Genomic DNA, 25,975 nt, shown 5'->3' on the forward strand with positions numbered 1-25,975 from the left:
GTCCAATAGACAAGGGTAGTTTTACTGTAATATTTCACTTATTAATATGGATACATTTTCGCTTAAATCTACCTCAGCACCGGTATTTTTGATTCGGACAACAGGACGATGAAGATTATTTTCAATCCGGATTACTATTGCTTCTTCCCCACTGCTTAATCGGACCTTCGTACCTGGTATGTAGGAAGGAACGCTGTCGATAAATGCTTGTACCACTTTTGGATTATAATCCAGGCTATTTTTTGCCATGATCATTTCCAATGCTAAATGAGGCAACGCCTCACCGTTCGATGTAAGATGTTCATAGAAGTCTGAAACAGCACATATTTGCGGAAATTCAAGAATGTCCGCCCCAGACAATTTGCGTGGTAAGCCCGTCCCATCAAAATGTTCATGGTGTTGGAATGCAACATGTGCAGATAACAAACTAATTTCCCGATTTTTGCGGATTAATTGAAACCCTTGTTCAGGATGTAAGGAAATATCATTTGTTCTCATTTTCCCAATATCATGCAGCATTGTTCCCATCGCAAGATCGCGTTGCTGCGAATTCGTATACCCAAGCTGTTTGGAGGTTTGCAAAGCAAGCAATGTAACATTAACGGCATGCGCATATGGTTTCAGCTCTTCCGTAACGGAGGAGGATGGAATTAAGAAGATTGTTTTTCTCCTTGTTACTTCAAAAATAATTTTATTAATAGCTACTTGTAGGTCAAAAACATTCAGTTGTTTGTTCTGCTTCGCCAGTTCATATGCTTTTTGAACGACTTCAATCGCATCCATCCAAGTAGGCATATCTAATAGCTCTTCCATCGTAATTCCGTGGGATTCCGCATCCTCTACTATTAAGGTGGAAATATTCATCTGTTTGATCCGCTCTAAATATTTCGGGTGGATTGTCCGACCAGCTGCAAGCAATACCCTTTTCATTCTGTCATAAATAGGTCTTGCGAGCTGCATCGTGTGATGATCGTATTCTTCTATTTGGATAAAACGCATAAAAAAAACCTTCTTTACAGCAATTATTTTATCAGTATACATGATTTAAAGCCCAAAACCAATGTAAGAAAAACGGAAGTTGTGTAAAAATTCTCCACAATCGCGTCCATTAGAAGTAAGATTTTTTACAATAATTTAAGTGATTCAGTCTTATTTCTACGGGTTAATCAAGTGACTCTAAGTTAATCCCGCGGTTTTGAAATATAACCTGCCAAACAAGACATACTCAGGCAAGCTCTACCATATAATTCAGGCACTTCTTTAAATAATTCAAGCACTTCTTTAAATAATTAAGGCACTTCTCCAATTAATTCAAGCACTTCTCCAAATATTTCAGTCAAAAGCATTTTTCTGCGAGATTCCCTCAATCCAAAAGAAAAACCCTCCCCCGCAGGAGAAGGCCAATCTTATATTATTAGCGTACCTCTACCCAGCCATTTTTAATTGCTGTTACAACGGCTTGAGTACGGTCGTTCGCGCTCATTTTTTGCAAGATATTGGAGACGTGGTTTTTGACTGTTTTTTCGCTGATATACAAAGCTTCTCCGATTACACGGTTGCTTTTTCCATCGGCTAACAGCTGTAATACCTCGCACTCACGTGGTGTTAATAAATGAAGCGGTCTTACTACCTCTGGCTGTTGGTAGCCTTTCCCGGTGTTTTGTCTGTTTGCCAGGCGGCGATATTCGGTTACTAGATTATGAGTGATTTTTGGATGCAGGTAGGATCCGCCGTCTGCTACTACTTTTACCGCTTCGATTAAAGCATCAGAATCCATTTCCTTTAAAAGATATCCTGTTGCACCTGTTTTTAAAGCATGTGTAACATAGTTTTCATCATCATGAATGGAAAGAATGATTACTTTAGTATCAGGGTAAGTTTCTACCAGCAGTCTTGTAGCTTCAATTCCGTTTTTGTTCGGCATATTTATATCCATCAGAACCACATCTGGTTTGTGTTCTTCAATAATTTTTAGAGCTGAATCACCGTCATCACCTTCAGCAACAATTTCAAATGATTTTTCAAATTCTAAAATACGTTTTACCCCTTCACGAAATAACTGGTGATCATCAATTATAGCAATTTTTGTAGTCATTTGCCTTGGCCTCCTTTGTCGGATACATCAATCTTTAATAGGAACTTGAATCGTTACGATAGTGCCTAGTCCTGTTTTAGAATCAATGGTGATATTACCATCTAAAAGTTCAATTCTTTCCTTCATGCCGACAATGCCGAAAGAGCCCTCTTTCTTTGCTCTTACATCAAAGCCTTTCCCATTGTCTTTAATAATGACAGTAATGCGGTCCTTCTTCATTTCCAACTTTACCTGGATTACCGATGCGTCGGCATGCTTCAATGCATTTTGTACAGATTCCTGAACGAGTCTGAACAATGCTACTTCATAATTCGAGTCGAGCCTCAATTCCTCTCCGACATTAAAAAACTGAATATGAGGTGCCCCATTGTTATATTCTTCGGTTCTACCCAAATATTTTCTGAGGGTAGGCACTAGACCTAAATCATCCAATGCCATCGGGCGTAAATCATAAATGATGCGGCGGACTTCAGATAATGAAGATCTAACCATACGTTTTAAATCAGACACTTCATTAATTGCTTCCCGCGCACCTCTTTCCCGGTAAATTTTTTCAATTAAATCAGATCTTATTAGCATATTGGCAAGCATTTGAGCAGGACCATCATGTATTTCTCTGGAAAGACGTTTTCGTTCCTCCTCTTGCGCTTCAATAACCCGCAAGCCGAAATCCTGCTTTTCCTTTGCATCCTCCAATGCACTGCCTATCTGCTTCAGATCCTTTGTTAAATAGTTTAATACAACGCTTGTTTGCGAGACTAAGAGATCTGCTCGTTCAATCGTTTCTTGTAGATTAATGAGCCTTCGTTCCAGTTCATCTCGCCTTCTCCGCAAATTTTTCTCTAATTCACGATTCATAGAGAGCTTCATTTGCAGGTTGTGAGCCACTTCGTAAGCATTACGGACTTGTTCCTCGGAATATTCACGAAAATTCATGCTGACTTCGGAAAGCCTTCGTCTCGAATAACGCGTCTTTCCCTCTAAGTCATCGCCTTCTTCGATGATCTTGCCGACCATTTCCTTTATCTCTTTTAATTCATGCGAAAGAGAGTCATAATCTTGGCGGCATTGTTCACCAATTCGAAAAATCTCCGATTTACTGCTGTCAACAGTGGAAATCATTTTCTCAAGAATATCGTCGAGAGCCTTCGTATCAATTTTCTTTAACGACATGGAACATACCTCCAGGGTTTTCTCCCTTTGGGTTAAAATTATTTTAACTCTATTCAAGCCAATAAAACTATTTGGAATCATTAGTAAAATAAAATCAGGAGAAAACTCCTAATCTATTTTCTGTGTCCTATGACCTAGTCATAAATGCTATATATAATATTCGATTAAAATACTACATTTCCCTGCTAGTTTTACGATTGTAAAAAAAAGTATTTTTCTCTATATATTATACCAAAATAACCTATCACAAATATATTTGTTTTATTACATTTTCATTAGCATTATTGCAATTTTTTGGAGATATCATCTATTTTTTGCTACCATATACATAGACAATTTCGGAGGGATACATATGTTAAAGCAATACTTTACGATAAAAGAGCGTGGAAGCCATGAAATAGTAATCCAAAAGTCAAGATTTATCGCCCATATAAATCGTGCCACAACAGAGCAAGAGGCACAGGATTTTATACAGGAAATCAAAAAGAAGCACTGGGACGCTACTCATAACTGTTCAGCCTACATGATTGGGCAACATAATGAGATTCAAAAAGCGAATGATGACGGGGAACCAAGCGGAACCGCAGGCGTGCCCATGTTGGAGGTACTTAAAAAAAAGGACTTAAAAGACACGGTTGTAGTGGTAACACGCTATTTTGGTGGGATTAAGCTTGGTGCCGGCGGTCTTATTCGGGCATACGGGAAATCTACCTCTGAAGGAATAAATCAAGTAGGCATCGTGGAACGAAAGCTCATGAAGATCGTTCATACGAAAATAGACTATACATGGCTTGGAAAGGTAGAAAATGAACTTCGTTCTTCTATTTATAATATAAAAGAAATTCATTATCTTGATAATGTGGAAATCGAAACGTTTGTAGAAGAGGGGCAGGTTCATCATTTTTTCGAATGGATGATTGAATTAACGAACGGGCAGGTAGAGATTTCAGAGGGAGAAGTGCTGTATTTAGAAACAGAAGTTTGATTGTTTAGTTTGTGAGGAAACACGTTCCGTTATCCGTGATAAAACGGGTTTATTTGATATTCTAGCGGACACAGGATCCTTTATTTTTGCAAAAAAACACAGTGATTTTCTACCGCATTTACAATAAGGGATCTTCTGTCCTCGAAACCATTAAATGATATGCGTAACGAAACCTCTGTCCTCATAAAACATTTTTGATGCCAGACATCAAAAAAAAGCGGATCCCTATTAGATCCGCTTTTTTATTCCGAAGATCGCTTCGGCTTCATTATTTTTAATAGTGGCTTATAATTTTCTCCTGCAAGCTCTATGCTTTCTACAAAAATTTCAATAGCTAGTAAAAGAACAGTTACTAGTATGATGGAGCCCCACATCGTAGACATAGAGAAAATAATCGCTGCTAATCCAAACATGGTTGCAATCGCATAAATAATTAGCACTGTTTGACGATGGGAAAATCCCATACGGAGCAAGCAGTGATGCAAATGCGATTTATCTGCCGTTGATATAGGCTGTTTATTTGAAAAACGACGAACCATTGCAAAAAATGTATCGGATAAAGGTACTCCGAGGATAATGACAGGAATCACCAATGAAATAAAGGCAATATTTTTAAATCCAAGAAGTGATAATACGGAAATCATATATCCGAGAAATAAGGATCCTGTATCCCCCATAAAAATTTTCGCCGGATGAAAATTATAAATTAAAAATCCTAATGTACTTGCCAGTAAAATAGCTCCTAATGTAGCTGCGAAAAAATTCCCCATTAAAACCGCCATACCTGAGATGGTAATTAAAGCTATGCTGCAAACGCCGGCTGCAAGTCCATCTAATCCATCTAAGAAATTAATAGCATTCGTTACTCCCACTATCCAAATGATAGTGAACGGAATGGCGAAAATGCCAAATTCCAATTTTCCTCCGAATGGCAGGTTAATAAAGTCAATTTCAATTCCGCCCATAATTACTGCTATTGCTGCAAGTAATTGTCCCAGTAACTTCAATTTAGGACTTAATTCAAATTTATCATCCAATATCCCGGTGATAATAATGATTAATCCGCCTAAAAGAATCCATGAAACGGAATAGTGTATATCCGTTGGGGTCAGAATCAAAAAGCCAACCATAAAACTGATATAGATGGCCAAACCGCCCATTAACGGCATCACATGCTGATGAACTTTTCGTTTATTCGGAAGATCTGTAACATTTAATTTAAGGGCAAGCTTTTTCACTAAAGGAGTTATTATTATAGAACAAATAAAGCATATAAACATTGTTAACCAAAACATTTACATCCTCCCTAACGTTCAAGACCCTTCATGTGAGAAAATAGTATGGATATTCGTCTTTTAAATTGTATACAATAAAGCCTGTATTATTATTGCAGTTTCATTAAATTGTTGTGTTTTCTTTAAGGCATCTTTTCTTAAAAGAATCAAATGTATTCCTTCTATAAAAGCAATATATTTTTAGAAAAGTGCCTAATTATAGTCGAATTTTGTAATCAAGTGCATTATAACACATATGCATGATTTATTATAGAATATTTTTTTATTGTACGCAGTTACTAATGTTCTTACCATATTCATTTCCACTAATTTTCATTACTAGTTCCGAAATTTCTGTCCAATAACCTTGAATAAAAAAACGGGGATCACAAGCATGCGTTTCCATCTTGATGGCTGGTGGATTAAACGGTAAAGCCATTCGAGATTCATTTTTTGCCATGCCTTTGGCGCTCGTTTTACTACACCTGCTACTACATCAAAGCTGCCGCCGACACCCATGAAAACACCTTTTTGAAAGGAATCGTAATTTTCTGCAATCCACTTTTCTTGTCTCGGCACACCTAATGCAACAAAGACAAGATCTGGCTTAAGCGATTGAATTTCTTCTTTTATAGTATTATCATTCCAATCAAAAAAACCATTATGTGAACCAACAATTTCTACTTTCGGGAATTGCTTGTGAACATTTTCCAAAAATAATTCCAATACATCCGGCTGAGCCCCTAAAAAGTACACACGATACTGGTGATCGTTTGCTCTTTCCAATAAATCCACCATCATGTCGGTGCCTGACACCCTTCCCGGTAAGGGCTGATTTAAGATTTTGGAAGCAATGACGATTCCGATTCCATCGGCAGTGATAAAATCGGCTCTTTTCAGATATTCGGCATATTCCTTTTCCTGATTGGCCTTCATGACAATTTCAGGATTCGCTGTTACAACAAAAGATTTGTGCTCACTTTTGATTCTATTTTCCAAAGTATTTATAAACGATTTGTGGTCCGTATGAATAATTGGTATCCCAAAAATCGTGAAAAAAGTCTGTTTCATGTAAAAAATTTCACCTCTGAAGCGTTTTTTAAAGGCATTTTTCGTATACATGTTATTAATCCTAATAACCCTCTTTTAAAGCCTTCAAAAATTATTCCTAACATATCCGAGATACCTTATGAAGCATTGTTTGTTATGAATTTCTTAACAACTAATTATACCTAAATTCGCGAACATTAAAACTTAGTTGCCTTTACTATTATTTAACATATCAGAAGTCCACCACGTATACTACCGTTTTTTTACACCTTGCGACAATTTCCCAAAATATTCTAGTAAGTTCTCCAGTGATTTCTTATGTTATAATATACCTACCAGTTTTTAAGGAGAGACAAGAATGATTAAATATCTCAAGAGTCCACAAGAACGGACAATTAAAAAATATCAAAAAATTGTAGATAAAATAAATTCACTAGAGCCGGAGTTTGAGAGATTATCAGACTCAGAGCTAAGAAATAAAACGGACGAATTTAAGAATATTCTAGCAAATAATGGAACAATCCATGATATTACGGCAGAAGCATTTGCCGTGGTGCGAGAGGCTGCTAAAAGAGTTCTCGGCATGCGTCATTATGATGTTCAATTAATTGGCGGGCTTTCCTTATTAGAAGGAAATATATCTGAAATGCCAACGGGAGAAGGTAAAACACTAGTCGCTTCCCTTCCAAGTTATTTGCGGGCTCTTGAGGGGAAAGGCGTTCATGTTATTACAGTGAACGAATACCTTGCAAAAAGAGATAAAGAAATCAACGGTAAAGTCCATGAATTTTTAGGATTGACCATCGGATTAAACCTTGCTGAAATGTCTCCTGTGGAAAAACAAGCAGCTTATGAAGCGGATATTACATATGGAATCGGTACGGAATTTGGTTTTGATTACTTAAGAGATCATATGATAATGGATGTGGAGCAGCGAGTACAAAGACCATATCATTTCGCCATCATTGATGAAGTGGATAGCATTCTTATTGATGAAGCCAAAACGCCTCTAATCATTGCCGGAAAAACATCATTGAATTCCGAGCTATTTAAAATAGTTACTCAGGTTATTAAACGATTTAAAGTAGATATCGATTATAATCTTGATGTAGAAACAAAGGCTGTAAGCTTTACAGATGAAGGTATTACCAAAATTGAAAAAACATTTGGCATTGATAACCTGTACGATTTGACGCATCAAACACTATATCATTACATGATCCAATCCCTAAGGGCAGAAGTCGTATTCCGTAAAGATGTTGATTATATCGTTAAAGATGGAAAAATCGAACTGATTGATATGTTTACTGGCCGTATTTTAGAAGGTAGAAGCTTAAGCGACGGGCTGCACCAAGCAATTGAGGCAAAGGAAGGCTTGGAGCTGACAGATGAAAATAAGATGCAGGCTTCTATCACCATTCAAAATTACTTCCGAATGTACCCTATTCTTTCTGGTATGACCGGTACCGCAAAATCGGAGGAAAAGGAATTTCAGCAAATATACGGAATGGATGTTATCCAGATTCCGACCAATAAACCGAAAATAAGAGAAGATATGAATGACCTAGTCTTCGAAACGGCAGCACAAAAATACACTGCCATGACAAATGAAGTCATAAAAAGATATAGAAAAGGTCAACCAATCCTGATTGGGACTACTTCTATCGAACAATCGGAAATTGTCGCTGAATACTTAAATAAAGAAAAACTTCCTTTCCAGCTATTAAATGCTAAAAGCGTAGAAAAGGAAGCGGAGCTTATTTCAAATGCAGGTCAGAAGGATCAAATCACTATCGCGACCAACATGGCCGGCCGTGGTACCGATATTATGCTTGGTGATGGTGTTGCAGAACTTGGCGGACTTCATGTGATAGGTACGGAACGCCACGAAAGTAGACGGATTGACAATCAATTAAAGGGTCGTGCGGGCAGACAGGGAGATCCAGGTTCAAGCCAATTCTTCATTTCAATTGAGGATGAGATTATTCGCCGATTTGCACCGGAACAGCTTGAAAAATTCAAAAAGACGATAAAAACAAATGACGAAGGGCTTATACTGAATAAAAACATTCTTGACTTTGTGGACCGTGTTCAAAAAATTTGTGAAGGCTCTAATTATTCTGCTCGGGAATATACGCTTAAATTAGATGATGTGGTAAATGAACAACGCAAAATTATCTATACATTGCGTAATAACCTTCTTGAAAACGAAGATCCTTTTGAGTATATCCAATCGACACAACAAAGTATTTTTGACCATTATGTTGAAAAGTATTATCATACGGATGAGAAAGGGAAGCAAAATCTTCCCGAATTTCTTTCCAAGGTCAAGGAAATTTCCATTTTCGATGAATTAGAAGATGAGGAAATCGACTTTGAAGAACAGGAAGCGATCATGGAGCTTGCGAAAAAGCTTATGATGGAATCAAAAGAAACATTTGAAAAAATTTATGAGGATCAGCCATATTTTTATTTTGAATTAAATGAATCTATCTTACGTATTTTGGACCGCAATTGGATGCAGCATTTAGAGTACATGTCCCGTCTTAAAGAAGGAATAGGTCTGCGCGGCTACGGTCAGGAAGATCCGGTTATCACCTATCAAAAGGAAGGGTTAAGTATCTTTTCCTATACGTTTTACAATATGGAAGAAGAAGTATGTCAACTGGCAGCTTCCTATGTAAGAGATTATATTGCACCAGAAGATGAAGAAATAGATGAGATCGAAGAAATAGAAGATATCGAAATGTTTATCGATGAGGATGTTGAATAATTAGGGGGATTAATATGTTATTTTCAGGAAAGAAGAAGCTCGGAAAAGATAGTACCTTTTCTTCAAAGGAGTTATTGAATGAGGAAGCTCCTATCCAAAGTGATGAATTAGAAATAGAAACATCATTATCCCTTCCTCCTAATTGGGTGGACTCACCTGAACAGGAATATGTGTTACGTTTTTTGAATAATGAATGTGCACCATTAAAGCCAAATCAAATTTCATTAGCTGGAATCGAGCATGTAGATGGGGAAAACGGTGAGCTTACAATTACAGCATTTGTAAGAAGCAGCTTGGATAAGGCAATTAAGTTTGACCAAGTTGCCCTTGTTCTGCTTGGTACGGACGAAGAATTATTAGCCCGAAAAACGTTTGATTTAAGTGGACTAGGTGAGCTGCCACCGCGCAGCAGCCGCCCTTGGCATTTTACTTTTGATGCTGATAGCATTGTTTCAGAAACAATTCCCCAAGAGGGCTGGAAGCTTGCTTTTGAATTAAAGCCTGAGCATAGACTTGATCTGGCAGAGACTTGGGAAAATAGCCTTCCTGAAACAGAGAAAGAAAAATTAAAGCAATTGATAGGAAATATGAATCCGCCAGGACCAGGCGAAGTAAATTTTATGGGCTTGCAAATTAAACATGCTGATAATGGCGATTTACACGTAACGATACTCATACGTAATGGTGCCGATAAGAATATTTCTATTGAATCTCTTCCGCTTATTGTGGAGGACGCTGCTAGAGATATCGTTGCCCAAGGCGGTTTTCAGCTTTCTGAATTTGAAGTGAAGGCAAATACAAGCAAACCGTGGACATTTATTTTCCCAAAATCGCTTGTTTCTAAGAAAAATCCAGATTTCTCCACTTGGAGAGTGTATCCACGTCAATAACAGTCAAAAGCCGGATATTAGATATCCGGCTTTTTTGTTAGCTCTGCTTCTACTCGAATGTCCCTGCTTTCAATTTCATAATTTCGGATTGCTTTATTATGTGTATCTATAATTGCATTCTTTACTTCTTCATCAGATTTCACCGTCGGCTCAATCCCGTTTTTCGTTCGTTTAAAAATAGATCTGGCAGATGATTGTGAATGAATGACAGTCCATTGGCCATTTTTATATTCCAAAAGTAAATCAATAAGTCCTAAGTGACTTCCCCAGCTCCCTGCTTGTACGGCAGCAACACCATTAATGGTACCTCTTTTATTATCAATTCCAGGTACCCTTTTGTATTTCGATCGATCAGGAAAAACTTTATGCGAATGTCCAAAAAGAATGGCATCTATGCCGGGAACCTTACTAAGAGGGTATACCGAATTTTCCTCATTTATGTTATACGGAGAAGTTAAACCGGTGTGTGCTAGAACGATTACAATATCAGCCCCTGCTTCCTTCATTCTTGGCACGAGTTCTTCCGCTGTAGCCGTAATATCCCTTACTCTTACACGTCCACCAAGAGCTCTTTTTTCCCAATCCATCACTTTCGGCGTGACAAATCCGATTACACCAACCTTTAAATGATGACGGAAACCATTAATATCGGTTACTTTTTTATCTAAAATCATATATGGATTAAAATAATGAATATCATTAATGCCAATGTTATCATGGTCTTCGATGTACATATTCGCATTTACATATGGGAAGTTCGCTCCTTTAATGGATGCTTGCAAAAAGGGGAATCCGTAATGAAAATCATGATTTCCAAAGGTTGCTGCATCATATCCCAACAAATTCATTGCCTTATAAATTGGATGCGTCTCCCCTAGTAGGACCTTCCCTTCCCTCGCTACATAATTGGTTAAAACATTACCCTGAAGTAAATCTCCGTTATCGAATAAGAGAGTATTTAGAACCTCCCTACGTGCCTGCTTTATAAGAGTAGATGTCCGAACAAGCCCATATTCATTTGTATATCTGCCTCTTAAATAGTCGTAATTCAAAATATGACCATGTATATCCGTCGTTTCTAGGATCCGTAAATGGACAATGGATGATGTTGATAATTCTTCTGCCAATGACGGGCGATTGGTATTAGAAAAAATGATAAAGAAAATCAACAGCACTGCCATAAGCATTCTTCGTATAGTCAAAATAAACTTCACCCCCTCCACATAAATAAGTTTTGGATTAATAGTTTTTGCAGGAAGTATATGTATCATTCGCATTTAATACATTCTTATCGTTTCTATGTTTCTATGACTTTTTTCCCAATTACCATCCAAAAAACTAGTTTTTTCAGCTAATTTCTACAAATACTTACAATCTCCTATTTTTCGAAATCAGAAATATGTTAGAATAATTTAGTAGATTAATAAGGCTCTTTTCTTATATAATGTTGCTTTTGTAGTCTAATACTTTCAAAACATTCTAATTGGGTTAAGAATCAATCATCTTTTAAAGAAAAGATGCCCAGAAACTAACCCATTATTAGGATTTATAGCAATGTACGAAGGCAGTAATTTATACGAAAACAGCAATTATTAGCTACCAATTTTATAATTTAGGGGGGATTCCATGCAAACAACAAAGAAAATAGGTAGGTTTCTTGTAGCTTTCTTGCTGCTTCTATCTATTTTTCCAGTTGTCGGTAAAGCAGAGACAAATGAGCAAATAGTCCAAACAAATAACACTAGTAAGGCTATAGTTGTAGCGGACCAAAATGGATCAGATTCTGTTAATCTTTGGTCAGAGGATTCGGAGGATAGTAGTATTCTTACAACAATCCCTTCATCATCAGAAGTTACAATTATAGAAAAGGGTACCGAATTCTCAAAGGTTATGTATAATGACCCTAATTCACAAGAATCTGTGACAGGGTTCATTAAAAATGATTGTTTGGTGAATCAGGAACAAAACAATACGGAGACTGATACCTCTAAGCAGGATGATCAGTCAAAAATAAAGAATGAACCTGTACAAAAGGCAAGAATTCTAGCTCCTAGCAAGGATACTAAAGAAGCTGCAAGTGCTTCTGATCTAGAATCTTCCAAAGATGCAAGTAATCAGACATCCACTATTAAGACATTTGTTGCCAAAGCATCCATAGACACAGCTTATCAAGTGCGAAGGGGAATTGCTTTAAATAGCACAACAAATGTTTATTCCTCGCAAGACGCAAATGGAAGTATCCTGAAAAGCTATCCTGAAGGATCTATATTAAAATATAATGTTCCAGTGGCAGCGTTTTACGAATGTACCGTTATTATTAACGGAGTAGCAACAACAGGTTATATAAATGCTAGCGATGTGGAAATCACAGAAGATTCCCAGCCATTCTTATACGGAACTAGTCTAGCTAGTCCAACTAATATTTATTCTGAGCCGTCAACGGATTCAACCGTAATCAAAAGCTATTCTCAAGGATCTACCTTGAAAATGAAAGCGCCAATCTATGATTGGTATAGTTGTACGGTTATTATCAATGGCACTGCGATGACAGGCTACATTAGTGCATCCGATGTGGAAGACGTTGTTGACAATCAACAATCTAAGAGAGGTATTGGATTAAACAGTCCAACAGCAATTTACTCAAAAGCCTCCACTACATCAAAAGTAATAAAAAAATATGATGAAGGAAGTATTTTAGCATATAAAACCTTCACCTCTGATTGGTATGAATGTACAGTGTACATAAATGGACAGGCAACTACCGGTTACATTAGTGCGTACGATGTAGAGGAAATTACTACGTCTCCGGTAACTTTAAGAGGAATCGGCAGATATACACAAACAAATGTTTATACGAAGGCTTCCTCTAGTTCTAAATCATTAAAAACATATGCACAAGGTGCTGTATTGAAATACACAACCTTTACAGCTGATTGGTACGTAGCTACTGTCTATATTAAAGGAAAAGCAACGCAAGGTTATATTGAAGCAAGTGATGTAGAAAATGCGGTATCCCCACAGCAATCATTGAAGGGGATTGCCCAAAAGAGCCCAACTGTCATCTACTCTGGGCCAGCTACAAGTACAAAGGTGCTAAAAAGCTATAGCAAATTCACCATTCTTTCCTACAAAACATTTACATCGAACTGGTATGAATGTGTCGTATATATTAATGGTGTAGCAACTAACGGCTATATTCGTAAAAGCGATGTCAGCATTCAAAAGCTAACCAACTATAACCTAAGCCTTTCCGATGCCGTTGCGATGCAAATGAAGGCTAGCCCTAAGGCAGACGGTCAAGGAAAAGTGAATGCAACAGCAGCCCAAGTTGCATATTATATGGATCCGACCAATTTCTCTCAAGGTTCTACGGATTATTATCAGTTCCTTATTCTATCCAGCTACGCCGGAACAGATGCAAAAGAGCTGAATAATAATATTTTAAAGGGAAAAGGTGTTCTTGCAGGACATGGGCAGGCTTTTATTACGGCCGCAAAAACATATAATATTAGTGAATTATATTTAATTAGCCATTCCTTCTTAGAGACGGGCAATGGAACAAGTGCATTAGCTAAAGGTGTTAAAATCAATGGCAAAACGGTCTATAACGTATATGGCATCGGAGCATACGATAGTAACCCTACTCAACTCGGTGCCCAATATGCATATGATCATGGATGGACATCGATTGATAAAGCCATTATTGAAGGTGCACAATTTGTTTCTGCTAACTATATTAACAATGGACAAGACACATTGTATAAAATGCGTTGGAACCCAGATGCGATGGCGACCTTAAACAGAGCAAACCATCAATATGCAACAGATGTAGGCTGGGCAGTAAAACAAACTTCAACCTTAGCAATGCTCTATAATCAATTAACAAAATTCACATTACTATATGAAGTTCCAGTTTATCTATAAAAGAAAACGACAAAGGCTATAATGAAGTGACCCCAAAAAGTTAGACACGGTTATTTCATTAGGCAGCTTGCTCAAAATGAGTTCGGTATTGTACCGGACTCATTTTTAATTTTGCCTTCATCCGTTTCGTATTATAATATTCGATATATATTTTTAATTCTAGTTTAAAATGTCCTACACTTTCAAATTCCTTATAGTAAAGGAATTCTGATTTCAGTATCCCGAAAAAGTTCTCCATCACAGAGTTGTCGTAACAGTTTCCTTTACGAGACATACTTTGTTTTATTCCCCTTGCTTGAAGCTGATGGCGGTATTGTTTCATTTGATAGTGCCAGCCTTGATCTGAATGCATCAGTAGTTGGTGCTCTTCCGGTAGGCGTTCTAATGCTTTCTCTAACATGTCCGATACTAATGAATACGTTGGTCGAGAGCCGATGGTATACGTTATAATCTCACGATTAAATAAATCTAATACAGGCGATAAATACAGCTTTTCTCCAAATAATTTAAATTCCGTAATATCTGTCACCCATTTTTCGTTTGGGGCGTCCGCTGTAAATTGACGGTCTAAATGATTCGGCGCAATTTTACCGACAGTACCTTTATAAGATATATATTTTTTCATACGTACAAGGCATTTTAACCCTAGCTCTTTCATGATACGCTGAACCTTCTTATGATTCACTTTCTTCCCACGATTCGCTAGCTCATCACGAATACGACGGTAACCATAACGATCTTCGTGTTCTTCATAAATCGCTTTAATTTCTACTTTTAAATCGGCATCTGGATCAGGCTTATTCATTCGTTTCACTAAGTCATAATACGTGCTACGTGGAATGCCAGCGAGCTTTACAAGTGCTTTCACCGAATATTTATGCCTTAACTCATAGACTATTTGCGCTTTGTCTTGTTTGGTGATTTTTCCTTGTTTTGAACTAAGGCATTCAACTTTTTTAGATACTCGTTTTCCATTTCAAGCTGTTTAATACGCGCTTCTAATGCTTCAACAGAACCTTCAGCTAGTGCTTGTTTTGGTTGTTTATTTGACTCGTTTTTCATGGATGGACGCCCCTTTTTCTTTGACTGAAGGGAATCAATACCTTGTGTTTCGAGTTGATTTTTCCAAACAAGAATACTAGAAGGTGCAGGAATATTAAATATAGCTGCTGTTTGGGTTAAGGATGCGCCATTTTCAGTCATAAAATTTAGTACATCCAGTTTAAACTGTTGTGTATAACTTGTACATTGTTTAATAAAAGCTTCTACCCCATTATGTTCAAATTGCTTCACCCATTTATAGATGTGTCTAAAATCTAGCCCTAGAGATTTTCCGATTTCTCTGTAACTCTCATTCCCATTTAAATAACGAGTAACAGCTTGTAATTTTTCTTCTGCATTAAATTTCGCCATAAAAAAATACACCCCAATTGTTAGATTACGTGTCTAACAATTGGGGTGCAGTTCATAATAGCCTTTGTCGTTTTTAATAGATTTTTAATGTACTGTCATCGCATGAAATTAAATAATTTTGCTGCTCACCTGGTATAAAAGCTCATTCATATGAACTTCTCTATAACAAGGACTATTGGATAACGGCTTTTTTCAGGAATTCCTCTTCAATGTCCTCAGCAGTCATAGGACGGCCGAAATAATACCCCTGCATCAAGTAACAGCTTCTATCTGCTAAAAATTCTGCATGTTCTACGGTTTCAACACCCTCCGCAATAACATTCAAATTCAAGTTTTGCGCTAACGTAATAATAGAATTCGTTATGGCCGCGTTATCATTATCCCATGTCATATCTTGAATAAAGGATTTATCAATTTTTAATGCATTAATAGGCAGATCCTTTAAATAACCGAGGGATGAATAGCCTGTTCCAAAATCATCAATCGCAATGATAATACCGTAATCTTTCAATTGCTTTATTGTCTGTACGGTGGTCCCGGTGTTTTTTACAATATGGTTTTCCGTTAGCTCCAGATGTAAAAACTCAGGTGATAACCCCACTTCTTTTAATGTGTTTTTAATCATCGAAAATAAATTATTCTGTTCAAATTGGCGAACCGATAAGTTAACCGCCATACTGATGTCGGAATAGCCTTGCGCCTGCCATTTTTTCAATTGGCTGCTGGCCTCCTTCAAAACCCATTCCCCAATCGGAACAATCAACCCGGTATCCTCTGCGATCGGTATGAATTTGTCCGGAGAAATAATTCCCTTGTCAGGGTGCTTCCATCTTAGTAAGGCTTCCACGCCGACTATTTTTTTTGTCATATAATCGATTTGCGGCTGATAATAAACGACCAGTTCTTCCTGATCCAATGCCTTATATAATGCACTTTCAAGTTCCACTTTTTCAATCGTTCGTGCATCCATTCCTGTACTAAAGAAATGATAGCTATTACCTGAAATTTCCTTTGCTTTATACATCGCTGTATCGGCATTTTTAATTAAGGCTTCTGACGTCTCTCCGTTCTCTGGAAAAACACTGATACCAATACTTGTTTTAATATAAAGCTCATTCCCTTTGAGATAAAAAGGCTTTGAAAAGGAATCTATTACTTTGTTCACGACCGTTAATACATCTTTCTTCCCTTTTATATTAGGCAAAAAGATGGTGAACTCGTCTCCGCCCTGCCGGGAAACGGTAGCACTGTTTGGCGTACAATGATTTAATCGTTTTGCAACCTCTTGAAGTAAAAGATCCCCGTAGCTGTGTCCAAGTGTATCGTTTAGATACTTAAAACGATCTAGATCAAGATAAAGCAAAGCTGCTTTTTCATGATGAACTCCTGCATAAGAAAGCCCTTGTTTCAACCTGTCCGTTAAAAGCAGCCTATTAGGCAAATCGGTCACACTATCATAATAGGCGTGATAACGAATTTTTTCCTCCATTTGCTTTCTTTCTGTAATATCCTTGAAGGTGACAACATAACCGACGATGTTATTTTCTTCCCGTATCACGGAAATGACAAATTCAACTGGAAAGCTTGATTGATCTTGTCGAAAAAACTCCGTATCCGTATTATATTGGCTTTTTTTACTAGATGATTCCGTGAATATCTTTGCGTATTCTAAATGATTAAAAATAACGCTGGATGGCTTGCCAATCAGTTCACCTTTCGTTTTATACCCCAACATAAATTCTCCAGCAGGATTGCAGAAGGTGATTTTCCCATTAAGATCCAGGCCGAATATACCTTCCCCAGCGGAATTAAGAATTAATTCATTTTCACGACTCAGCTGCTGCAATTCTGCTACAACTCTCTCAAGCTCTTTATTTTTTTCCGTTACTTCAAGCGTTCTTTCTTCTATAATAAGCTCCTGCTTTTCCATATATAATAGGTTGGAAAGTGTGGATGCTGTAGCATCTGCTATAGATTGGGTCAAACGAATTTCGGCCTTCGAATAAATATGGGCCTCCTCATTTAGATTAACAATGACAATAATTCCTAGTACTTCTCCCAAGGATACCATCGGGATCATAAATAGACTTTTCATACCAAATTCTCTGCATAGTTCATGATTAGGTCTGTCGTCAGCAAATACATCCGGAATAAGAACCGCTTTTTTCGTGCGAATGACTTCTTGGATAACAGGATCATTGCTTTGATCAATCTTGATCTTATTATGTGTCTCCATCCAGTCCTCTTCTGTCCAATCACTTTCCTTGCTTAATTTGGCAGGCTTTATTCTTTTCTCCGCAATCGGATCAAGGAGATGAACACCAACATTGAAATTATTGAGAACCTTGCCGACATAGGAAAAACATTTATCAATTGCATCCTGCAAGGAAGAGCACATAGATAGTTCCTGCGTCACGTCAAGTAAAAGCTGTTTCTCCGTAATCAGATTTTCTTTGTAGGATAAATAATTTGCATTTCGTATCGCAACAGCGGCCATATTGACATAAGCCTCTACCGATTGAATCTCGGACTCTGTTAGATTCATCGGTATGCCATAATCAAACAAAAAGGCAAGGCCGAATATTTCATTCTCATAGGAAATGGGGAGGCATAACAACGATTTGATTTGAAATCCTTCCACCGCCCTCGGATCGGGCCGGTTATCCTTCGAAGTATCTGGTATGTAGATTGTCTTTTTCGTTTCAATTACTTCCTTTGCCAGGAGGTCCATTTCCAAATCAATGACATGCATATCGAGCGTCATTCCATTAATGGTATCTGGCTTCCCAACATATCCTCTATATGTACCATTCTCCTGAGGTAAATAAATACCAACAGAGTCACATTGAACGATTTCTTCTGATATGGCAGTGACCACATGCTCCAACACTTCACGCAATTCGTGTTTCGTATTGATCAGCTTCGTTAAATTCGCGAGGCGAGAATACCTCGTTTGTTCATTCAACATCACTCTTTCTCCATTTCCATAACAAATTTAGAATTCCCGAAAACTCATAGGCTATCAATAATGCGGGAAATCACGTCAACTTATACCTCTATATATTATTTCGACAAAATTCACCAAATATTAAATACTTTTTAGTAATTTAACCCTTGTGTGGCGCTATGATTCGTGGTGTCATGCACCCAAAAAACAGCACTGTGGTGGACGTGGAATTCCTAGCGGTGGTGACTAGCACCCAGCACGTTCCTAGATCACACATTCCAAAGCCAGTAACTGTGAAGCAGGAAGGCAAGAGTGTATAGGGTGGAGGCGAATACGACCAGCATCTTTGGAAGTGGAGAATGGAAAGCCTTCCATTTGTTCGTAAGGAATAGTAATAAAATAGTTAAGCCAACTTTCAAGCTAATAAATAGATAAGGATTAATTTCGTAGAGTAGATTCATAAGAGGATTTGCCTCGGCAATATACGAATAGTACAGCCCAAAAAAGGTAATGAAGGCGTCCATTAAATTCAGAATGGCTAAATAATATAAAAGTGCACGCATTTTAATCTCCTTTGTAAGTTCTTAATAACGAACATTCAACAAAAAAATCCCTCTTCCATTTTCACTGTTTGTTATTCTTTTTATACCAAAGGATGAAAGGGAAATTCCCCGAACTTTGAAAGGAAAGTTTAAAATGTTTTCGACTTTTACATTTAGAAAGAAAAACAGTGTAGCTAGACATAGTCAATTTATTAAGAAGCTGTTGCACAGGGTTAAATTCCTGTCCTAAAGAACAAAAAAATGCAAAGAACTATCTTTGCATTTTTGCACTACTTTTATTGCTCCTATTGCACTTGGCTTTTTACACTTTCCAACTGAAATACAGGTGACAGTTGCCCAATCGTTTCCTCACGACAATTTTTTAATTGAGGATAATGATAGTCCTTTAATTGCTCCAACTGTTCATCATTTAATAGCTTTAATTGCTTTAATACTTCAACAGCTACCGGATTGGTTCCCCTGCCATTTCCATCTTCTACTTTTATAGCAATTCCAATTCCTGTTTCCATATCTCCAATACAGTACACTGCTTCTGCGCCAGCTTTTCCAAATGCTTTGCCAGCTGCTACCCTCATAAAATCTGAGCAAAAACGATTTGTACCGCCAACGCCGGTGCGTTCATCATCGCTTGAACGATCCGTTTCACAACAGTTGTTCTCTCATTGCTTAAGCCGGTAGGTTTGGCCATACGCGCATAGCAATATGCCAATTTATCTAAAGGCATTCCATGAACGGGAACTCCACATCCATCGATGCCAATCTCTATTTTCTCAATAGGATATTCGGCTATGCTGCTAATTGCTTCTAAAATTCGTTGCTGAACAGGATGATCTAATTTATAGTAGTCTTCCACTGTTTCATTCATATGCTGAGCAGTTGTGAGCATCCCGCTATGCTTACCTGAGCAGTTATTATATAACGGTGTGATTGGCTTTCCATCACGGATTAACTCCTCGTATACCTCTTCCCATCTAGGGTTATGTGTGCCACATTTGAGATCCTTCACTTCTAGACCAATTCTGCTTAGAATAGATAATACTCGATTTGTATGCTGCTTTTCTGCATTATGTGATGCACAACTAAGAGCAATATCTGCATCGTCAAATTGATAGAAATCAGCCGCCCCCGTCTCAATGAGCGGAATCGCCTGAACGGGTTTCATGGACGAACGGGCAAATACCATTTGGTACGGATTTCCCGCCTGATAGAGAAGATTCCCCTCTGAATCCACAACAGCAATATGACCTTTATGAACACTCTCCAGCATTTTCCCTCTATGAACATGTACAAGTTGTGCGGCTTCCATTTCCTCATCCCCATTATAAAATTATTTAGTTATTCGAAATAACAATAAAACAGAAAATACGAAATTGCAATACTATTTTATGGGAAGATGAGTTCTTAAACTTAGTAGCATTGGTAGTTTTTTGGGGATATCCTGCCATAATGTTAAAAAGGACAAAAGGATCCTTTATTCATCAAAAATAGCGATATTTTTTTGGCTAAAAGGACACAGGATACCCTATTTACAAAAAAAAAAAAACGCTAAAAATCACCGTTAACTAGCTAGATAACGGATTGTGTGTTCTCAAGAATAAGGATTTTACCTGTTTATTCACAAATAAGGGAACTCATGTCCTCTAAATATGGAGAGGATGGTGCCTAGCACCATCCTCTTAAATACTTTCCTGTTTGAGAGAGTCGATAATGTTTTCCCTTTTTACCTTGGAGCTAGAGTATAGCATTGCGATGCTGACAATGATGAATACTGCTACGATGACGTAGATAACATCCAACCATGGAAACGAGAATCCGTAACGGAAGCTGTTCCTCAATGCCAGATAGATCAAATACATGATGACAGCGCTAGCCGGAAGACCGTATAACAATGATTTCATGCCATAGAAGATGCTTTCATAATTAATCATTTTATTAAAGCCTTTTGGAGTCATACCGACAGATTTGAGCATCGCAAATTCCCTTTTTCTCAGTGAGATGGAGGTTGTAATCGTATTTAAGATATTCGCTACAGAGATCGCTGTCATCAGTGCGATAAATCCATACGAAAAGACTGACATTAACAGAATCATCTGTTCTTGTTGCTGTCGATATTTATACACATTGTAGACATACGTATTGCCTGGTGCGATTTTTACAATTTCATCTTGCGTTTTTAACGGATCCTTACTCTTTAAATAAAGAAATGATTGAATATCGCCTGTAGGATAGTTTCTAAGCAATTGACTCATACCTTGCTTCGATACAATAATTTCTAAGCCACCCACACCTGGCGGCGATATGCCAATCGGCAATTGGTCCGTCAAGGCTGCAAAGGTCACTTTCCCTAGTCTTTCTTCTTTTTCAGTCTCCGGATTCATATAGCTTACATCAATACTTTGACCTGCTTCAGCATAAATAGCTTTTGTTTCTACATACTTTTTCGCATCCCTATCCTCATAAGAGATAGTATCGATGACGATCCCTGACACATGATTCGGATCTATCAGCTGCCGATAATCAGCACCAACTGATTTTGCATAAGCCTTTAAATTTTTATCACTTAATTCATGTACTTGAATAAAATACGGAAATTTGCCATTCTGAAGCTGACTTTCATAGCCCTCAACTTTTAATTCCTTGGCGATATGTGCTTTGTCAACCCAAGCATTCCCATTCATTTCTCTTATTTCACTGGCTTCCGTAACATCGCCAAGCCCGGCAATGGACTTAAACAAATCCGCTTCCGCCTTCGTCATTTTGCCATCTATGGATACCTGTATATCATAATTCACATTATCCTGCGAAAGAACAAGCGACTTTTTCAAATTGTCTGTGAAGAAAGAAACCGCTAAAAACAGGACAATACTTATCACGAGGGAAAAAACCGTCGCATGGTATCTTCGTTTATTTCTCTTTAGATTCTTCAATCCTACTTCCGCTTCAAAGCCGAAAACCTTCCGCACAAATTTAGATGTTTTAACCGTTTTCCCTGTAAGTTTTACATCCGTTGATTGGCGGATCGCATCAATGGCAGAAACTTTGGAAGCCCTTCTTGCCGGAAAATATGCAGAAATCATAATGGTAAGCATTGAGATTGCACAGGCTATCAAGATGGAGGTCGGAGTAATGGTCAAATGAAGCTTTTCCTCCATCCCTAGTGCACCTTTTATGATTGTATTAATAAATAAAAAGGTTATTCCAATACCACCAAGTCCGAAAAAGATACCAAGCGGTATACTAATCAAACCAATGACAGCTCCTTCAAATAAAACGGAATTCCGTTTCTGTCTCCTTGTAGCTCCAACGCTGGACAGCATTCCTAAATGACGGGAACGCTCGGATACCGAGATCGCAAAGGCGTTATAAATCAAAGAAACGGAGCCAAGGATGATAACTCCCATAATAATAGCCGTTAAGGTAAATAAAGTGCGTTTTAACCCATCATTACTAGTAACTCCATAATAGCGAAGTAATTCATTATTAAACTGTACCGTTTGGATATCGTTTTTCTTTGCAAGTTCTTTTGCATGCTTGTATAAAGAACCATTTACTTTTTTTAAAATTACAGCAACATCAACCGTTTCCTTCGGACCAAGCACCCCTTTATCCACATAGTTAATAACGGTATACCCTGGTGCCCAGGTTGGCTCCCAGGTTGGCCGTTTCATTATACCGACAACCGTAAAGGTTTTTGTTAATTTCTTTTGAAAAGTCTCGACTACCTTTCCGTTTTCCATTTGCAACGGATCTATTTGCCCGGGCACATGATCTGTTTGGCCACCATCTGTCATTTTTCGCTCACCAATGTTCAGCGTAATGCTATCCCCGATGCTTAAATTCACTTTTGCATTAGTGGAAATATGGTCAGAAATGATAACCTCATTTGCAGCGTGTGGCAGTCTCCCTTTTTCCATCTCAATCGGAAACTGTTTTAACCCATTAGAATCATATTGTTTGATAAACAAGTAAGGCTTGCTTTTATTTTGTCCACCCTTTAATGGAGCATAGCCAACATCCCGTGTAATGACCGTCTTTTTAGTGGCATCATCTTTTTCAATAGCTTCTAACTGTTTTATATTTACATCTTTATATAAAACATGCCATTCCCCATTGTCGGCAATTTCCTGCCTTTTCATCAAATCCAAAAACGACACGAAAAGAGTTGCAACCGCTGTTATCATCGCAACGGAAATAATAACCCCTATTATGGTGACAAGTGTTCTTCGTTTGTTCAGCTTCATATGTCTTAACGTAAGCTTGTTGACAATATTCACGGACGAATCACCTCATCGCTGGCAATCTTTCCGTCTTCAATGCTGATAACTCGGTCTGCTTGAAGAGCAATGCCTTCATCATGAGTAATGACTATCAAGGTTTGGTTGAAGGTTTTATTGAACATTTTTAATAAATCAATGATTTCCTTACTGTTCTTGCTATCAAGATTACCAGTTGGCTCATCAGCCAGCATGATGGCAGGATTGCTGATGAGTGCCCGGCCGATTGAAACTCTCTGCTGCTGCCCACCCGATAGCTGGTTTGGGAGATGGTGTAAACGATTTTCCAGGTTTAAAAGCTTTACCGTATCTTGAAATTGCTTCTTATCCACCTTATGTCCGTCCAGCAGTAGAGGAAGCGTAATATTTTCCTCCACTGTTAAAACCGGAATTAGATTATAAAATTGATAGATTAATCCGATTTGTCTTCTGCGGAAAATAGCAAGCTGTGTTTCATTCAGACTATAAATATCGGTATTATCTACAAAAACCTTACCGCTCGTCGGTCGATCAACACCTCCCAGTAAATGCAACAGCGTGGATTTACCGGATCCGGAAGGACCAATAATAGCGACAAATTCGCCTTTTTTTACTGAAAAGGATACATCATCAAGCGCCTTTACTGCCGTTTCACCTTTGCCGTATTGTTTAGACAGATGTTCTATTTTTAAAATTTCCATACGAAAACCTCCAAATATTTGCTTAAGTCTAGTCTAACTGGCTTAGATGACATTGCAGTGACTATAAAAATGACAGTTTTGTCACTTAACTTTAGGCTCTTGAACTAACCATTTTGCTTTTATAGAAAATGCTATTTTAATAACCGAAACGAAGTTCCTTTTGACAAACCTCTAACTAAATTACTTGTTTATAAAATTTTATTTGAAAGCTTGTCCCTTCCCCTTTTTTACTCTTCACTTCGATATCGCCATTTTGACTTGTAATAATGCTATGTGCCATTGCCAGGCCGATTCCCACACTTTCCTTGGCAGCATTTTTTCCTTTATAAAAACGCTTAAAAATATTGAGCAGGTCTGCCTTCTCGATACCGATTCCATTATCACTTATGCGTATTTCCGTAAAAAGAACATTTTCCGAGTAGAAAATGGTAATGACACCATTTTCCGATGTATGCTCGACACAGTTTTTTAAAATATTGATTAGTGCCTCGACTGTCCAATGAAAATCACCCAAAAAGGTTACGGAATGTTCCCCTATAATAGATACGGTTTGTTCCTTTATTTCCATCGGAATTAGCACATGCTCTAGTGCTTTTTGGACGAGCCTTTCCACAACCACAGGCTCCTGCTTAAAATGAGCTGTGCCTGCATCAATTTTAGAAAGCTTCAATAATGAGGAAACGAGCCATTCTAATCGTTCGAGCTGGTTACGTAAGCTTTTCGTGAATTCTCTTCTTTTTTCTGCAGGCAAATTGCGATCGCGAAGCAAATCGGACATCATCATCATCGATGTAAGCGGAGTTTTTAGTTGATGGGATATATCCGAAATGGCGTTGGTGAGCTGTATCTTATCCTTTTGCAGCAGTGCTCTTTGCTCTGACAGCATCATTGTCACTTTATAAATATCATTTTTTAAAATACTAAGCTCGCCTTCGACATTATCTCGAACGTCCAATGAATAGTCACCGCTATGAATTTGCCGTAAATACCCGGAAAGCCTTTCGATATCCAGATATCTTCTCTTTGTAAAAAGAAGGCTGCAGCCAATCAACAAGATAGAGACTATAATTATTAGCAGCATGGCTGCGATGGAAAAGAAAACCGCGGCAGTAACGGCGGCTAAGCTTATGATGCACATCGTGAAAAGATGCATTTGAATTTCCTTATTCCGAAGCAATTTAATCACCAACCCTATAGCCTAAACCGCGAACTGTTTTGATAATTTGCGGGTTTTGCGGGTTGTCCTCTAATTTTTCCCGAAGCCGCTTTATGTACACAGTTAATGTATTGTCATTCACAAAGTCTCCGGCTACATCCCAAATTTGCTCTAGCAGCTGACTTCTTGTGAGAACTTGCCCGACGTGATTCGCAAAAATCAATAATAGGCGATATTCCAAGGCGGTTAGCAAAATTTCCTGACCATTTTTAAAGACCTTTCCCTCCTGGGTATGAACTTGTATACCATTTAGCTCTATCCATGCTTTTGCAGGTGTTTGCTTTTGGTATCTGCGCAAAACGGTCTTCATCCTGGAAATAAGCTCGCGGATCCGAAAGGGCTTCGTAATATAATCATCTGCCCCCATATCGAGCCCCATTACCACATTGACCTCATCATCAATAGCCGTTAGAAATATCACCGGGATATCCCGCTGCTTTTTTATCATGGTGCACAAATCATAGCCGCTTCCATCCGGCAAGCCTACATCCAGTAAGCATAAATCAAAATCAGCTAATTGCTCTTCTATTACTTTTTGGGCTGATTCAGCATCATGGCAGCAAACTGTAGAAAAATGATCCTGCTGCAACGAATACTCAAGCCCAGAAGCGATCGTTTTATCATCTTCCACCAATAATATTTTCATCAAATCATCCTGCCTACTATTATATTAAAATTCCTATCTTCCTAATCCCATCATCCCGCATTTATCTCCAAT

General features: G+C 37.9%; 17 protein-coding genes and 1 pseudogene. 4 read left to right on the forward strand and 14 right to left on the reverse strand.

Translation table 11 applies throughout. From position 1 onward, the window contains the following. Window positions 1-21: 21 nt before the first annotated feature. The 3 genes from KHA87_RS12950 to KHA87_RS12960 all read right to left on the reverse strand — a co-directional run bounded on the left by KHA87_RS12950 (window position 22) and on the right by KHA87_RS12960 (window position 3,268). Window positions 22-999, reverse strand: a complete 978-nt coding sequence (locus KHA87_RS12950) for an HD-GYP domain-containing protein (protein ID WP_213094581.1) — start codon at window positions 997-999, stop codon at window positions 22-24. A gap of 415 nt (window positions 1,000-1,414) precedes the next feature. Continuing rightward, complete coding sequence (locus KHA87_RS12955) at window positions 1,415-2,095, reverse strand: response regulator (protein WP_213094582.1); 681 nt, start codon at window positions 2,093-2,095, stop codon at window positions 1,415-1,417. A 27-nt stretch (window positions 2,096-2,122) separates the two neighbouring features. Beyond that, window positions 2,123-3,268, reverse strand: a complete 1,146-nt coding sequence (locus KHA87_RS12960; protein ID WP_213094583.1) for a sensor histidine kinase — start codon at window positions 3,266-3,268, stop codon at window positions 2,123-2,125. 352 nt (window positions 3,269-3,620) lie between these two features. On the opposite strand from KHA87_RS12960, the gene KHA87_RS12965 reads away from it, so the two are divergent. Beyond that, window positions 3,621-4,253, forward strand: coding sequence for a YigZ family protein (locus KHA87_RS12965; protein WP_213094584.1), 633 nt, complete (start codon window positions 3,621-3,623; stop codon window positions 4,251-4,253). 242 nt (window positions 4,254-4,495) lie between these two features. Here KHA87_RS12965 and KHA87_RS12970 read toward each other — a convergent pair whose 3' ends face one another. Both KHA87_RS12970 and KHA87_RS12975 read right to left on the reverse strand, forming a co-directional pair. Continuing rightward, window positions 4,496-5,548, reverse strand: a complete 1,053-nt coding sequence (locus KHA87_RS12970) for an MraY family glycosyltransferase (protein WP_213094585.1) — start codon at window positions 5,546-5,548, stop codon at window positions 4,496-4,498. A 318-nt stretch (window positions 5,549-5,866) separates the two neighbouring features. Further along, complete coding sequence (locus KHA87_RS12975) at window positions 5,867-6,598, reverse strand: WecB/TagA/CpsF family glycosyltransferase (protein ID WP_213094586.1); 732 nt, start codon at window positions 6,596-6,598, stop codon at window positions 5,867-5,869. Between the two features lie 337 nt (window positions 6,599-6,935). On the opposite strand from KHA87_RS12975, the gene secA2 reads away from it, so the two are divergent. Both secA2 and KHA87_RS12985 read left to right on the forward strand, forming a co-directional pair. Further along, window positions 6,936-9,350, forward strand: coding sequence for an accessory Sec system translocase SecA2 (gene secA2, locus KHA87_RS12980; RefSeq protein ID WP_213094587.1), 2,415 nt, complete (start codon window positions 6,936-6,938; stop codon window positions 9,348-9,350). A 14-nt stretch (window positions 9,351-9,364) separates the two neighbouring features. Continuing rightward, window positions 9,365-10,240 carry an accessory Sec system S-layer assembly protein gene (locus KHA87_RS12985; protein ID WP_213094588.1) on the forward strand — a complete coding sequence of 292 codons (876 nt, stop codon included), beginning with the start codon at window positions 9,365-9,367 and terminating at the stop codon, window positions 10,238-10,240. Between the two features lie 17 nt (window positions 10,241-10,257). On the opposite strand, the gene KHA87_RS12990 is transcribed toward KHA87_RS12985, so the two are convergent. Then, window positions 10,258-11,442 (reverse strand): metallophosphoesterase, encoded by a 1,185-nt coding sequence (locus KHA87_RS12990; protein ID WP_213094589.1) that lies wholly within the window; start codon window positions 11,440-11,442, stop codon window positions 10,258-10,260. Window positions 11,443-11,866: 424 nt separating this feature from the next. On the opposite strand from KHA87_RS12990, the gene KHA87_RS12995 reads away from it, so the two are divergent. Continuing rightward, window positions 11,867-14,164 carry a glucosaminidase domain-containing protein gene (locus KHA87_RS12995; RefSeq protein WP_213094590.1) on the forward strand — a complete coding sequence of 766 codons (2,298 nt, stop codon included), beginning with the start codon at window positions 11,867-11,869 and terminating at the stop codon, window positions 14,162-14,164. A gap of 58 nt (window positions 14,165-14,222) precedes the next feature. Here KHA87_RS12995 and KHA87_RS13000 read toward each other — a convergent pair. From KHA87_RS13000 to KHA87_RS13035, 8 genes and pseudogenes are all read right to left on the reverse strand, one after another. Next, window positions 14,223-15,577 (reverse strand): IS3 family transposase gene (locus KHA87_RS13000; protein WP_213094591.1). Its coding sequence is split into 2 segments (ribosomal slippage): window positions 14,223-15,124 and window positions 15,124-15,577, totalling 1,356 coding nucleotides; the frame shifts between segments, so codons are not numbered across the junction. A 172-nt stretch (window positions 15,578-15,749) separates the two neighbouring features. Further along, entirely contained in the window at window positions 15,750-18,545 is a 2,796-nt protein-coding gene (locus tag KHA87_RS13005) for a sensor domain-containing phosphodiesterase (RefSeq protein ID WP_213094592.1), read from the reverse strand. 248 nt (window positions 18,546-18,793) lie between these two features. Then, window positions 18,794-19,087: a DUF5658 family protein gene (locus KHA87_RS13010; RefSeq protein WP_213094593.1), complete on the reverse strand. Its 294-nt coding sequence runs from the start codon at window positions 19,085-19,087 to the stop codon at window positions 18,794-18,796. A gap of 284 nt (window positions 19,088-19,371) precedes the next feature. After that, a pseudogene (locus KHA87_RS13015) lies at window positions 19,372-20,393 on the reverse strand (asparaginase). A gap of 370 nt (window positions 20,394-20,763) precedes the next feature. Then, entirely contained in the window at window positions 20,764-23,361 is a 2,598-nt protein-coding gene (locus KHA87_RS13020) for an FtsX-like permease family protein (RefSeq protein WP_213094594.1), read from the reverse strand. Further along, on the reverse strand, window positions 23,358-24,041 hold the full coding sequence (locus KHA87_RS13025; RefSeq protein ID WP_213094595.1) for an ABC transporter ATP-binding protein: 684 nt from the start codon (window positions 24,039-24,041) through the stop codon (window positions 23,358-23,360). Before KHA87_RS13025 ends, KHA87_RS13020 begins: the two co-directional genes overlap by 4 nt. 175 nt (window positions 24,042-24,216) lie before the next feature. Further along, the gene (locus KHA87_RS13030; RefSeq protein WP_213094596.1) at window positions 24,217-25,218 is read right to left on the reverse strand and encodes a sensor histidine kinase; all 1,002 of its coding nucleotides are present in this window, start codon (window positions 25,216-25,218) and stop codon (window positions 24,217-24,219) included. Between the two features lies 1 nt (window position 25,219). Next, the gene (locus tag KHA87_RS13035) at window positions 25,220-25,903 is read right to left on the reverse strand and encodes a response regulator transcription factor (RefSeq protein ID WP_213094597.1); all 684 of its coding nucleotides are present in this window, start codon (window positions 25,901-25,903) and stop codon (window positions 25,220-25,222) included. Between the last annotated feature and the right edge of the window lie 72 nt (window positions 25,904-25,975).

The organism is Bacillus sp. FJAT-49736 (assembly GCF_018343615.1).
In the GTDB taxonomy this organism is placed as follows: Bacteria; Bacillota; Bacilli; order Bacillales; family Bacillaceae_C; genus Margalitia.